The following is a 12853-nucleotide window of genomic DNA, read 5'->3' on the forward strand; positions in this document are numbered from 1 at the left end:
CCGGGGCACGGGCTCGGCCCCGGTCCCGGCCCGGTCCCGCCGGGGCTCGGTCCCGGCCCGTCCGGGGGCCGGCGGGGCGTCAGGCCCGGGCGCGCAGCTGCTGGGCCAGCGGGCGGTAGTGCCCGGACATCGCCGGGTGGTAGTCGCGGGCGAAGTCGACGGCCTCGGGGTCGCCGCCGGTCTCGGCGGCGACCAGCCGGTCCAGGTAGTACTCCCAGCCCGGTCCCACCGACTCCACCTCGTCGGGGTCCGGATAGCGGTGGATGAGGTGCAGGACGGTCGTCCCGCCGTAGTCCACGAGGTCGAGGTCCACGCGCCAGGCGTCGGCCGCGGTGCCCAGCGTGAGCGCCAGGTGCCGGGGCGCGTCGCAGCGGCGGATCAGGAGGGGCTCGGGCCGGTCCCAGTCCTCGGCGGTCATGAGGAGGTCGACCCGCCCGGAGGCCGGATCCCCGCTCCACGTCCCGTACCACCGGGCGAGCCGGCCGGGGTCCGTGAGCGCGCCCCAGAGGTCCTCGGCCGAGGTGCGGAACGTGCGGGCCAGGACCAGGTGGCCGGCCGGATCGAGACGTCCTGTGGGCCGTGGGCTCATGGTGGCTCCTTGCTGGGCTCCGCACCGCGCGGAGGTGCGCCGGACGGGGCCCGGTCGGCACCGCGCCGTGTGGTTCATCAATAGCACCCCCGGCCGACGGGCCGTGTCACATTGCGAACGGTGTCGCGCACGCCCCCCGGGGCGGGCGGCGCGGAGCGCCTGGCGCGCGCGGCGCGGAGCGGAGCCTCCGGGTGCGCGCCCCGCCGCCGGGCGTGTCCGTCAGGAACCGCCGCCGGGGACCGTGGCCGCCGGGGACCGTGGCGGGGTCAGCGCGAGCTGACCGTGGCGAACTTGCGCAGGCACAGCGGCACGAAGACGGCGAGCAGCAGCAGGCTGCCGGCCAGCACCGTCAGGACGGGGTGCTGCATGGGCCACACGTCCGGCACGGGAGCGGATCCGGTGTTGCCGAAGAGCTCGCGGGCGGCCTGGACGAGTGCCGAGACGGGGTTCCAGTTCGCGAAGGCCTCGAGCGGGCCCGGCAGGTTCTGGGACTGCACGAACGCGTTGGAGATGAAGGTCAGCGGGAACAGGATGATGAAGGACGCGTTGTTGACGGTCTCCGGGCTGCGCACGCTCATGCCCACGAGAGCCATCACCCAGCTGAAGGCGTAGCTGAACAGCAGCAGCAGGGCGATGCCGGCGAGGAACTGCCCGATCGACGTGGTGAACCGCCACCCGACCACGAAGCCCGTGCCGATCATGATGACCATGGAGATGGCGTTGAGCACGAGGTCGCTGTTGGTCCGCCCGACGAGGACCGCCGAGCGGCTCATCGGCAGGGTCCGGAAGCGGTCGACGATGCCCTCCTTGAGGTCCTGGGCCATGCCCGCCCCGGAGAACGTGGAGCCGAAGAGCACGGTCTGCCCGAAGATCCCGGCCATCAGGTACTGGGTGTAGTCGGTGCCCTCCACCCGGATGGACCCGGCGTAGACCTGGCTGAACAGCAGAACGAACATCACCGGCTGGAGCACGGCGAAGACGAGCATGTCCGGCGAGCGCCGCAGCTTGACGAGGTTGCGCTGGGTGATGGTCCAGCCGTCGGCGGCCCAGGTGGCCACGCCGGGGGCGGTCTCTCCCGGCAGGGTGCGGGCGCTCATCGGTGCCGCCCCGCGCCGGGAGCGGCCACGCCGGCGTCGGACGGTGCGGCGGCCGCGGCGGTCGGGTGCCCGGTGAGCGAGAGGAACACGTCGTCGAGGGTGGGCCGGCGCATCCCGGCGTCGTGCAGGCCGACGCCCTGGGCGTCGAGCTCCGCGAGGATGCGCTGGAGGGCGGCCGGGCCCTCCCCCACGGGGACCTGGAGCTCGCGTCCCTGCTCGTCGAGCGTGGGGGCGCCCTCGCCGTGGCGGGCGAGCACCTCGGCGGCGCTCCCCGCCCGGGCCGGGTCCTGGAGCACGACGACGACGCGGTGGCCGCCGAGGCGGGTCTTGAGCTCGTCGGGGGTGCCCGCGGCGATCACGCGCCCGTGGTCGATGACCGAGACGTCGTCGGCGAGCTGATCGGCCTCCTCGAGGTACTGGGTGGTCAGCAGCACCGTGGTGCCGTCCGCGACGAGGGAGCGGATCACCTCCCACAGCCCGATGCGGCTGCGCGGGTCCAGACCGGTGGTGGGCTCGTCCAGGAACAGCACCCGGGGCCGGATGACCAGCGCCCCGGCGAGGTCCAGGCGGCGCCGCATGCCGCCCGAGTACCCCTTCACGGGCCGGTTGCCGGCCTGCTCGAGGCCGAACAGCTCCAGCAGCTCCGCGGCCCGCCGGCGGGCGGCCGCCCCGCCCAGGTGGTAGAGCCGCCCGACCATCCGCAGGTTCTCGGCTCCCGTGAGGTTCTCGTCGACCGCGGCGTACTGGCCCGAGGCCCCGATCATCCGGCGGATCCGGGCCGGTTCGGCGAGCACGTCGACCCCGCCGATCCGCGCGGTCCCGGTGTCCGGGGTGACGAGGGTGGTGAGCACCTTGACCACCGTGGTCTTGCCCGCCCCGTTGGGGCCCAGCAGACCCTTGACGGTCCCCTCCGGCACGGACAGGTCGAGCCCGTCGAGGGCGTGGACCGTGCCCGACCGGGACCGGTAGGTCTTGGTCAGAGCCTCGACCTCGATCAGTGGACCGGTCATGGTGGAGCTCCGTTCCGGGACGCGCCCGCCCCTGGTGCCGGCCGGCCCCGTGCGGTGCCCGGGGACCGGCCGTGCGATCGGCGACCCGCCCAGCATCTCACCCGCCCCGGACAGCGCACCGGACGCGGGCGCGCGGACGGCGCGGCGCCGACCGGGTCGTCCCGGGTCGGGGCCGCGCCGTCCGTGTGCCGTGTGCCGGGGAGCCCCCGGGCCGGCCTACTTGCGCCCGGCCTTGGCCAGGAAGTCGTCGGCCCCGCCGACCAGCTCGACGTGCCCGGTGGGCACGTCCGCGGTGACCATCCGCGCGATCTCCTCGGCGAACTCGTGCACCGAGTAGAGCTTGCCGGCGGCCTCGCGCCGCTCCTCGAGCGCGCCCGGGCGGGCCCGGTTGAGCAGGGTCGCGGTCACGGTGCCCTCGATCATGTCGCCGGAGACCACCACGAAGGTGATGCCCTTGCCGTCGAGCTCCGGGATGCGTGCGGTGAGGGTGTCCTCGCCGGCGCGCTTGGACCTCGCGACCTCCACGTACTCGGGCATGGTCTCGACGTCGTTGATGAAGTGCGCCTGGTGGCTGGTCACGAACACCACGCGCCCGCCCTCGGGCAGGTGCTCCAGGGCCGCGGTGAGGGTGTCGTCCTGGGCGTCCCGGTTGAGCTTGAGGGCGTAGTCCTCGCCCAGGTCGGTCTCCATGCCGCCGGAGGCGTTGAGCACCAGCACGTCCACCCCGCCGAAGGCCTCCACGGCCTCGGCGAACAGGCGGCGGACGTCGGACGGCTCCGTCATGTCGGCCTGGACGGCGATGGCACTGCCGCCGGCGGCCTCGATCTCCTTGACGACCTTCGTGGCGCGGGGGGCCTTCTGCCGGTAGTTGACGACGACGTTGGCGCCCTCGGCCGCCAGCAGCTTGGCGGTGTCGGCGCCGACGCCGCGCGAGGACCCGGTGACGACCGCGGTCTTGCCTGCAAGTGAACTCATGGTGCTCCTTCGGTGGAACGGGTGCGGTGGAACGGGTGCGGTGGAACGGATGCGGTGGAACGGATGCGGTGGAACGGATGCGGTGGGACGTGCGGAGACCGTGGGGCGGCGGGGCTCAGTGGCCCATGCCGAGGCCGCCGTCCACGGGGATGACGGCGCCGGAGATGTACCTGGCCTCCTCGGAGGCGATCCAGCGCACGACGGCGGCGACCTCTTCCGGCTCGGCGAAGCGGCCTGCCGGGATGGTGTCCAGGTAGTTCTTCTGGGTGTCCTCGGGCAGGGCGGCGGTCATCTCCGTGTTGATGAACCCGGGGGCGACGACGTTGGCGGTCACGTTGCGCCCGCCCAGCTCCCGGGTGATGGAGCGGGCGATGCCGACCAGGCCGGCCTTGGACGCGGCGTAGTTCACCTGCCCCGGGGAGCCGTAGAGGCCCACCACGGAGGAGATGAGGACGACGCGCCCGCGCTTGAGGCGCATGAAGCCCTTGGCGGCGCGCTGCACCACGCGGAACGCCCCGGTGAGGTTGGTGTCCACGACGTCCTGGAAGTCCTGCTCCTTCATCCGCAGCAGCAGGGTGTCGCGGGTGATCCCGGCATTGGCCACGACCACCTCGACCGGGCCGAACTCGGCCTCCACGGCCTTGTAGGCGGCGTCGATCGAGGCGGAGTCGGTCACGTCGGCCTGCACCGCGAAGAAGCCCTCGGGCGCCTCGCCGGAGCGGTAGGTGACGGCCACGTTGTCACCGGCGTCGCGGAACGCCTGCGCGATCGCCCGTCCGATCCCGCGGTTGCCGCCGGTCACGAGGACGGTGCGGGGTGCCGGGCTGCGCTGCTCGTCTGCCATGGGGAAGGGCCTTTCGGTCGTGGGTGACGGGACGGCGGCGGGCGACCGTCGAGGGCCCGCGCGAAGATCCCCCCAATGGTACCGGTCGGGGCGGGCGGGACGCCGGTGGTCCCCGGGAACACGCTTCGTGATGTCGGACCCCGGTGAGACAATTGATCGTCTGTTGGGAGGACCATGACCAAGCGCTATCTCACGACCGGCGAGACCGCCGGCCAGGACGACGTCCACTCCATCACGGCCACCGCCGAGCCGCACACCCAGGACATGGGCCACCGGATGAAGGTCTACAGCATCCAGATGGGCCTGCGCATCGTGTGCCTCGTCGTGTTCGTGGCGGTCGACAACATCTGGGTCCGCGGCGTCGCGATCCTGGGCGTGGCGATCCTGCCGTGGATGGCGGTCCTGCTGGCCAACAGCAACGACCGCTCCACCCGGACCAGCCACTACTACGAGCCGCCGGGAGCCCCGGCGCTGGCGGCCGCCCCCGAACCGGCACCGCCGGCGGAGCCGCTCGCGATCGGCTTCGTCCTGGAGGGCGAGTTCGTGCCCGGCCACGGGGAGGACGGCACCACCCCGCCGGGCACGGGGAGCACGGCCGCTCCCAGCGAGGACCCGGCTTCCTCCGCTACTGTCGAGGACGACACCACCCGGCACCGCGGCGCGGCCTGAGCACGCCGCGGGCCGTCCCGGGACCCGACCGCAGACCCTGAGGAGCACGACCGCCGTGGAGTTCGACCTGCTCGGATCGCTGTCCCCGCGGGGCGCCGACACTCCCCCGGCGGGCCCCGACACCCCCCAGTGCTCCCGCAAGGGCTGCCGGGCGGACGCCGCGTGGCAGATCCGGTGGAACAATCCGCGGGTGCACACCCCCGAGCGCCGCAAGATCTGGCTCGCCTGCCCGGAGCACCGCGGCGACCTCGAGCACTTCCTCGGTGCGCGCGGCTTCTGGAAGGACACCGTCCCGCTCGGCGAGGCCGGTCCCGCGCAGGAGCGGCAGGGATGACCGGCTACCGGTTCCTGCTCAGCGGCAAGTGGCTCGGGTTCTTCCTCCTCGCCTGCGCCGCGGCCGTGGTCTCCGTGTACCTGGGCGGCTGGCAGATGGACCGCAACGACCACCTCGTGGGCGAGAACGCCAAGATCACGCAGAACTACCGCGCCGAGCCCCTGACCGGCCCGGAGGCCGCGGAGCAGTTCGCCGACCACGACGGGTCCCTCACGTGGCACCCGGTGCGGCTGACCGGCCGCTACCTGCCGGAGCACCAGGTCCTGGTCCGCAACCGGCCGCAGGACGGACGCGTGGGCTACGAGGTCCTCGTGCCCTTCCGCACCCAGGACGGGCAGGTCGTGGTCCTGGACCGCGGCTGGATCCCCACCGGTGCCGCGGCCAACGGGATGCCGGACGAGGTGCCCGCCCCGCCCTCCGGCGAGGTGACCGTCACCGCCCGGCTCCAGCCCGGGGAGCCGGCCGTCGACCGTGGCGCGCCCGCCGGCCAGATCGCGTCCGTGGACCTCGGGGAGCTGCGCGAGCGGTGGGACCTGCCGGTCGGCACGGAGGCCTACGGCGAGGTCTTCGCCGAGGACCCGGCCCCTGCGGTGGCCCCCGCCCCGGCGCCCGAACCGGAGATCAACTCGGGGCCGCACCTGTCCTACTCGCTGCAGTGGTACGCGTTCGCGGCCCTGTTCTTCGTGGCCTACGGCTACGCGGCCCGCCAGCAGGCGCGCAACGACGAGTGGGACCGGCAGTACGCCGAGGAGATGGAGCGGCGGCTCTCGCGGTTCTACGACGAGGACGGCACCTACATCGGCGAGGGCGACGAGGAGCTCGTCGTGCGGCAGATGGAGATGGCCGACGACATGCCGGCCCACCTGAAGTCCCTCATGCGGCCCAAGCCGCAGCGCAAGCGCTCCCGTCCCACCTGGGAGGACGAGGAGGACGCGCTGCTGGACGCCCTGGAGCGCGAGCGCACCGCGGCCGGCCGCGACTGAACCGGGGCGCGGCGGGGATCGGGCGCCCTGCTCGGGCGCGCCGATCAGGCCCCCGGTTCAGGCGTGCGGATTAGGCGAGGGAGATCAGGTCCTGGTACTCCTGGCTCCACAGGTCCTCGGTGCCGTCGGGCAGGATCACCACACGCTCGGGGTCCAGCGCCTCGACCGCGCCCTCGTCGTGGGAGACGAGCACGACCGCGCCCTCGTAGGTGCGCAGCGCGTTGAGGATCTCCCGGCGGGAGGCCGGGTCCAGGTTGTTGGTGGGCTCGTCGAGCAGCAGCACGTTCGCGGAGGACGCCACGAGGGTCGCCAGCGCCAGCCGGGTCTTCTCGCCGCCGGAGAGCACCCCGGCCGGCTTGGAGACGTCGTCGCCCTGGAACAGGAACGAGCCCAGGACGTTGCGGACCTCCGTGTCGGCGAGGTCGGGGGCCGCCGAGCGCATGTTCTCCAGCACGGTCCGCTCCGGGTCCAGGGTGTCGTGCTCCTGCGCAAAGTAGCCCAGCTTGAGGCCGTGCCCGGGGACCACCTCGCCGGTGTCCGGCTCGGCCTCGCCCGCGAGCATCCGCAGCAGCGTGGTCTTGCCGGCGCCGTTGAACCCGAGGATGACCACGCGTGAGCCCCGGTCGATGGCCAGGTCCACGTCGTTGAAGATCTCGAGCGAACCGTAGGACTTGGACAGGTCCCGTGCCGTCAGCGGGGTCTTGCCGCAGTCGGCGGGCTTCGGGAAGCGGATGTTCGCGACCTTGTCCGCCTGCCGCTCGCCCTCGAGCCCGTTCATGAGCCGCTCGGCGCGCTTGATCATCTGCTGGGCCGCGACGGCCTTGCTGGCCTTGGCGCGCATCTTGTTGGCCTGGTCCATCAGGGCGGAGGCCTTCTTCTCCGCGTTGGCGTACTCGCGCTTGCGGCGGTGGGCGTCCTGCTCCCGCTGCAGCAGGTAGTTCTTCCAGCCCATGTTGTACAGGTCGATGACGCAGCGGTTGGCGTCCAGGTAGAGGACCTTGTTGACCACCATCTCCATGAGCTCCACGTCGTGGCTGATCACCAGCAGCCCGCCCGGGAAGTTCTTCAGGAAGTCCCGCAGCCAGACCACGGAGTCCGCGTCGAGGTGGTTGGTGGGCTCGTCCAGGAGCATGATGTCGGCGTCGGAGAACAGGATCCGCGCCAGCTCCACGCGGCGGCGCTGGCCGCCGGAGAGGGTGCGCAGGGGCTGGTCGAGGATCCGCTCGGGCAGGTCCAGGTTGGACGTGATGGTCGCGGCCTCGGACTCGGCGGCGTAGCCGCCGCCGGCGAGGAACTCCGCCTCGAGCCGGTCGTAGCCCCGCATCGCCTTGGCGCGCACGGCGTCGTCCTCGGAGGCCATGTCCTGCTCGGCCTGGCGCAGCCGGGCGACCACGCCGGCGAGGTTGCGCGCGGAGAGGATGCGGTCCCGGGCCAGCTGCTCCATGTCCTCGACCTTCGGGTCCTGCGGGAGGTAGCCGATGGCACCGGTGCGCGTGACCGTCCCGCCCGCGGGCAGGGTCTCCCCCGCCAGGACCTTGGTCATCGTCGTCTTGCCGGCGCCGTTGCGGCCGACGAGACCGATCTTGTCCCCTCTGTCCACGCGGAAGTTGACCTCGTCCATGAGCAGCCGCGCACCGGCACGCAGTTCGAGGTTCTGGACAGTGATCACGGAGGAGACCTTTCGAGGGAGTGCGGGGAGGTGGGGCGCCCTGACCGGGCGACATGTCCATTCTACCGGAGCGGCTCCGGGAAGCCGATGTGATGTTGGACAGCCCTCCAACAGTCGCCTTAGTGTTGGCTTGATCGCCGTCGCCCCGACCCGGCGGCCGTTCTGCCTTCCCCGCCCACGCCCCCGAGGAGCCCTTGCATGGGAGATCCCGCACGCCCCGAGAAGCACCGCTCGTCGACCGGCGGCTCGTCCGCCGCTCCTCTGCACGCCGAGGGCGTCCTCGGCGGCACGGCCGACCCCGGCACCAGCACCATCCCCGCCACCGGTCCCGGGGTCGAGCCCGCCGGCTTCGAGGAGACGACGCAGGCGCTCGCGCCCGCCGTGGGACCGTGGGCGGACTCGCTCGGCCGGGCCGGCTCCCGGGCCGCCCAGACCCTGCTCGTCGCCGCGGTGGTGGTGGGGCTCGTCTGGATCCTGCTGCGGATCAAGGTCGTGGTCATCGCCGCGATGGTCGCCCTGATCCTGGCCTCCGCCGTGGGACCGGTCGTGAAGTGGCTCGAGCGCAAGGGCTGGTCGAACCTGCTCGCCACGCTGACGGCGTTCCTGGGCATCCTGCTGCTGCTCGGCGGCGTGATCACGGGCATCGTGCTCACGGTCCGCAGCCAGTGGGGCACCCTGACGTCACAGGCCTCGGAGGGCTGGAACGAGCTGCGCCGCCTGCTGGAGTCCACTCCCCTGCCCGTGGACACGGCCAGCATCGACGCCGCGCTGCGCCGGGCCACCGACTTCGTCACGAGCGGCAGCTTCGCCGGAAGCGCCCTGAGCGGGCTCTCCGCGGCCGCCTCCTTCGTCACCGGGCTCGTCCTGATGATCGTCATCCTCTTCTTCTTCCTCAAGGACGGCGAGAAGATGTGGAACTTCGCGCTGCGCTGGTTCCGCGGGGAACGCCGGGCCAAGCTCGCGGAGTCGGTGGACCGTGGCGCGCAGGTGCTCGGCGGCTACGTCCGGGGGACCGCGTTCGTCGCCCTCGTGGACGCCGTGCTGATCGGCGCATTCCTGCTGGTCTTCGGCGTGCCGCTCGCCGTCCCGCTGGCCGTGCTGGTGTTCGTGACGGCCTTCATCCCGGTGATCGGCGCCACCATTGCGGGCGTCGTCGCGGCCCTGGTGGCCCTCGTGACCAACGGCCCGCTCATCGCCCTGGCCGTGGTCGCGTGGATCATCGTGGTGAACCAGATCGAGGGCAACGTCCTGCAGCCGATCATCATGGGCCGCACGCTCAGCCTGCACGCGCTCATGGTGCTGCTCGCCCTGACCGTCGGCACCCTGGTCGGGGGCATCTTCGGCGCCATCCTGGCCGTGCCCTACACCGCCGTGGCGTGGGCCGTCATCCAGGTGTGGTCCAACCGCTACCAGGTGGGCCACGACCCCGTGCTGGGCCCGGACCCGGTGAACCCCCAGGACCGTGTGGAGTCCAAGGCCACGATGGCGGAACGGTGGAAGTACCAGCGGATGCGTTACCAGCAGGTCCTGGGCGGCCGCTTCGGGTCCACGGAGCGCGACGCCGCCCGGCAGGACGACGACCCTCAGGACGAGGGACAGGCCGGAGACGGGGACCAGCCCGTGGACGGGCCGGGCACGGGTTCCGCCGCCGGCGCCCGCAAGCCCTAGTCTGGGACCCATGACCAACGCCGAACGCCGCCGCACCGTCACCGCCGAGGACCTCGCGAACATCGCCGTGTTCGCGGCCCTCACCGCCGCCCTGTCCGTGCTCCCCGGGATCCCCCTGGGCGCCGCGGGGGTGCCCTTGACCCTGCAGACCCTCGCCGTGTTCCTGACCGGCCTGGTGCTCGGCGGGACGCGGGGGCTGCTGGCGGTGGCGCTCTACGTGCTGGTCGGCCTGATCGGCGTGCCGGTCTTCGCCGGCTTCCGGGGCGGGCTCGGCGTGCTCGCCGGCCCCACGGCCGGCTACGTCCTGGCCTTCCCGTTCGCCGCGGCCGCGGCCGGATACGTGGCCCAGTGGCTGATCCCGGCCCGGCGCGCCAACGACGGCGGCGCCACCAACGCCCGCTTCGAGCGCACCGGCACCTACACGCTGCGGCTGGTGGCCGCCGGCCTGGCCGGCTTCGTGGTGATCCGGATCGGCGGCGTCCTCGGGCTGATGGCCAACGCACGCCTGCCCTTCCAGGACGCGTTCCTCGCCGACCTCGTGTTCTGGCCCGGCGACCTGATCAAGGTGGTGCTCGCCGCGGTCATCGCCGTGGGCGTGCACAAGGCGTTCCCCCGGATCGCGGGCACGCGCTGACCCGTGCCCGACACCACCGCGGCCGCGGACCTGGTGTGCTCCCGCGTCACCGTCACCGCGCCCACCGCCGCCGGTGAGCTGACCCTGCTGCGGGACCTCGACGTGCGCCTGGTCGAGCGGCGGGTGGCCGTGGTCGGTCTCAACGGGTCCGGCAAGTCCACGCTGCTGCGGCTGTTCAACGGCCTCGCCCGCCCCTCCTCGGGCACGGTCACCGTGCACGGCACGGACGTGGCCCGGGACGTGCGCGCGGCCCGGCGGCACGTGGGCTTCGTCTTCACCGACCCGCTGTCCCAGCTGGTGATGCCGACCCCGGTGGAGGACGTCGAGCTGTCCCTGCGGGGGACGGGCGTGCCCCGGGAACGACGACGACGGGCGGCGCTCGAGCTGCTCGACCAGGTGGGCATCGGGCACCGGGCCGAGCACAGCATCTACGACCTCTCCGGCGGGGAGCGCCAGCTGGCGGCCTTCGCGGCGGTCCTGGCGGTGGAGCCCTCGGTGCTCGTGCTGGACGAGCCCACCACCCTGCTCGACCTGCGCAACCGGGGGCGGCTCCTGGGGCTGCTCGACACGCTGCCGCACCAGCTGGTCATCGCCACCCACGACCTCGGCCTGGCCGCCACCGCGCCCCGCGTCCTGGTCCTGCACGAGGGAGCGCTCGTCGCGGACGGGCCACCGGAACAGGTCGTCCCCGCCTACGAGCAGTGGTGCGCCCACGGCTTCCCCGAGGAGGTCCGGCCGTGAGCCGGGGCCCCGAGCTCTTCGGCAGCTACTCCCCCGGCACGAGTCTTCTGCACCGCGTCCCGCTGTGGGCCAAGGGCCTCGGCATTCTCGCCGTGACCTTGGCCGTGGTGCTCTCCCCCGCGTGGCCGGTGCCGGCCGCGCTGACCGCCTCCCTGCTGGTCGCGGGCTCCGCGGCGGGCGTCGGCGCCCGGGCGTGGTGGCAGGGGCTCGCGCCCGCCCTGCCCGTGCTCGTCCTGCTGGCCGGCTACCACGTGCTCACGTCGGGGCCGGCACAGGCCGCCGACGTGGTGCTGACCGTTCTCGTCTTCCTCGTGCTCACCCGGGTCCTGCTGCACACCACGCCGCTGGCCGAGCTGCTGGACGGGGTGGTCCGGCTGTGCTCGCCGGTGCGGCTGATCGGGGCGGACCCGGAGCGCATCGGCCTGGCGGTCTCCCTGATGCTGCGCTCGATCCCGTTCATCGTGGGGGCCGTGGGTGAGCTCCGGGACGCCGTGCGGGCCCGCGGCCTGCGCCCGGACCCCGTGCGGCTCGTCACCCCGGCGGTGATCGCCACGGTCGCCTACGCCGAGCGCACCGGCGAGGCCCTCGCCGCCCGCGGCTTCGACTGATCGCCGCACCGGGACCACGATCGGACGGCTTACACTGCAGCCATGAGCTTCGAGGACAGTTCCCAGCTGGACGCCTCGCGCGTCGGCAGCGGCGGCGGGCGCGGACGCGGGATCGCCGTGGGCGGCGGACTGGGCGGCGGGCTGCTGCTGCTCGTCGTGGGCCTGCTCTTCGGCCAGGACGGGATCGATGCGATCACCGGCGGCGGCGGGCAGGACACCGGGTCGCAGACCGCGGTGGAGCAGGAGCGGGCGGAGCGGTGCCGGACGGGCGCGGACGCCAACCAGTACACCGACTGCCGGATGATCGCCACCGCCCAGAGCCTCGACCAGTTCTGGGAGGACTACCTGCCGCGGGCCACCGGGGAGCAGTACGTGCTGCCCGGTGTGGAGCTGTTCGAGGGCCAGGTCAACACCGGCTGCGGTGCCGCGTCCTCGGCCGTGGGCCCGTTCTACTGCCCGGCCGACGAGACCGCCTACCTCGACGTCGGCTTCTTCGACGAGCTCCAGGACCAGTTCGGCGCCGAGGGCGGCCCGCTCGCCGAGGAGTACGTGCTCGCCCACGAGTTCGGCCACCACATCCAGAACCAGATCGGCACGCTCGGCTACGCCCAGCAGGACCCGCAGGGCCCGGAGTCCGGGGCCGTGCGCGTCGAGCTGCAGGCCGACTGCCTGGCCGGGCTGTGGGCCGGCGGCGCGGCCGGGGACACCTCCGGGGCCGTGGACCTGGGGGACATCTCCCAGCAGGAGCTCGACCAGGCCCTCGACGCCGCCTCGGCCATCGGCGACGACCGGATCCAGGAGACCACCCAGGGCCGGGTCAGCCCCGAGAACTTCACCCACGGCGCCTCCGCCCAGCGGCAGCTCTGGTTCTACGCCGGCTACCGGAGCGGCGACATCGACGCCTGCGACACCTTCAGCGCCCGCGACCTGGACGCCCCGCCGGCCCTCTGACCCGCCCACGGCGCCGTCCTTCCCGTCACGCCGAGTCCCCCACCCGGACCGCTGTCCTGCGCCGAGACCCCCACCCGGACC

Annotated in this window: 14 protein-coding genes; 8 read left to right on the top strand and 6 right to left on the bottom strand. The window is 73.2% G+C overall.

Features of this window, described 5'->3' with window-relative positions:
- Positions 1 to 79 precede the first annotated feature (79 nt).
- From QYM41_RS05555 to QYM41_RS05575, 5 genes are all read right to left on the bottom strand, one after another.
- Positions 80 to 589 (bottom strand): SRPBCC domain-containing protein, encoded by a 510-nt coding sequence (locus QYM41_RS05555; RefSeq protein ID WP_368798757.1) that lies wholly within the window; start codon positions 587 to 589, stop codon positions 80 to 82.
- 266 nt (positions 590 to 855) lie between these two features.
- Positions 856 to 1686 (bottom strand): ABC transporter permease, encoded by an 831-nt coding sequence (locus QYM41_RS05560; protein ID WP_368798758.1) that lies wholly within the window; start codon positions 1684 to 1686, stop codon positions 856 to 858.
- The gene (locus tag QYM41_RS05565; RefSeq protein ID WP_368798759.1) at positions 1683 to 2696 is read right to left on the bottom strand and encodes an ATP-binding cassette domain-containing protein; all 1014 of its coding nucleotides are present in this window, start codon (positions 2694 to 2696) and stop codon (positions 1683 to 1685) included. Before QYM41_RS05565 ends, QYM41_RS05560 begins: the two co-directional genes overlap by 4 nt.
- Positions 2697 to 2912: 216 nt before the next feature.
- Positions 2913 to 3671, bottom strand: coding sequence for an SDR family oxidoreductase (locus tag QYM41_RS05570; RefSeq protein WP_368798760.1), 759 nt, complete (start codon positions 3669 to 3671; stop codon positions 2913 to 2915).
- A 115-nt stretch (positions 3672 to 3786) separates the two neighbouring features.
- Complete coding sequence (locus QYM41_RS05575; protein WP_368798761.1) at positions 3787 to 4515, bottom strand: beta-ketoacyl-ACP reductase; 729 nt, start codon at positions 4513 to 4515, stop codon at positions 3787 to 3789.
- Positions 4516 to 4689: 174 nt separating this feature from the next.
- Here QYM41_RS05575 and QYM41_RS05580 point away from each other — a divergent pair, with 174 nt between their 5' ends.
- The 3 genes from QYM41_RS05580 to QYM41_RS05590 are packed head-to-tail and all read left to right on the top strand — an operon-like array spanning position 4690 to position 6501.
- Positions 4690 to 5184, top strand: coding sequence for a DUF3099 domain-containing protein (locus tag QYM41_RS05580; RefSeq protein WP_368798762.1), 495 nt, complete (start codon positions 4690 to 4692; stop codon positions 5182 to 5184).
- Between the two features lie 55 nt (positions 5185 to 5239).
- The gene (locus QYM41_RS05585) at positions 5240 to 5518 is read left to right on the top strand and encodes a hypothetical protein (RefSeq protein ID WP_368798763.1); all 279 of its coding nucleotides are present in this window, start codon (positions 5240 to 5242) and stop codon (positions 5516 to 5518) included.
- Entirely contained in the window at positions 5515 to 6501 is a 987-nt protein-coding gene (locus tag QYM41_RS05590; protein WP_368798764.1) for an SURF1 family cytochrome oxidase biogenesis protein, read from the top strand. Before QYM41_RS05585 ends, QYM41_RS05590 begins: the two co-directional genes overlap by 4 nt.
- A 70-nt stretch (positions 6502 to 6571) precedes the next feature.
- Here the strand turns inward: QYM41_RS05590 and abc-f are convergent, their stop codons facing one another.
- Entirely contained in the window at positions 6572 to 8170 is a 1599-nt protein-coding gene (gene abc-f / locus QYM41_RS05595) for a ribosomal protection-like ABC-F family protein (protein WP_368798765.1), read from the bottom strand.
- A 198-nt stretch (positions 8171 to 8368) separates the two neighbouring features.
- On the opposite strand from abc-f, the gene QYM41_RS05600 reads away from it, so the two are divergent.
- From QYM41_RS05600 to ypfJ, 5 genes are read left to right on the top strand one after another with little or no spacing between them, the layout of a single operon-like run.
- Positions 8369 to 9838 (top strand): AI-2E family transporter, encoded by a 1470-nt coding sequence (locus QYM41_RS05600; RefSeq protein WP_368798766.1) that lies wholly within the window; start codon positions 8369 to 8371, stop codon positions 9836 to 9838.
- A gap of 10 nt (positions 9839 to 9848) precedes the next feature.
- Entirely contained in the window at positions 9849 to 10472 is a 624-nt protein-coding gene (locus QYM41_RS05605) for a biotin transporter BioY (protein ID WP_368798767.1), read from the top strand.
- A 3-nt stretch (positions 10473 to 10475) separates the two neighbouring features.
- Positions 10476 to 11213 carry an energy-coupling factor ABC transporter ATP-binding protein gene (locus QYM41_RS05610; RefSeq protein ID WP_368798768.1) on the top strand — a complete coding sequence of 246 codons (738 nt, stop codon included), beginning with the start codon at positions 10476 to 10478 and terminating at the stop codon, positions 11211 to 11213.
- A complete protein-coding gene (locus QYM41_RS05615; protein ID WP_368798769.1) occupies positions 11210 to 11821 on the top strand; it encodes an energy-coupling factor transporter transmembrane component T family protein in 612 nt (203 codons plus the stop codon). Before QYM41_RS05610 ends, QYM41_RS05615 begins: the two co-directional genes overlap by 4 nt.
- Positions 11822 to 11863: 42 nt before the next feature.
- Entirely contained in the window at positions 11864 to 12772 is a 909-nt protein-coding gene (gene ypfJ, locus QYM41_RS05620; RefSeq protein ID WP_368798770.1) for a KPN_02809 family neutral zinc metallopeptidase, read from the top strand.
- The last annotated feature ends 81 nt before the right edge of the window (positions 12773 to 12853 follow it).

This window comes from Kocuria oxytropis, from assembly GCF_040981195.1.
Classification (GTDB): Bacteria; Actinomycetota; Actinomycetes; order Actinomycetales; family Micrococcaceae; genus Kocuria; species Kocuria oxytropis.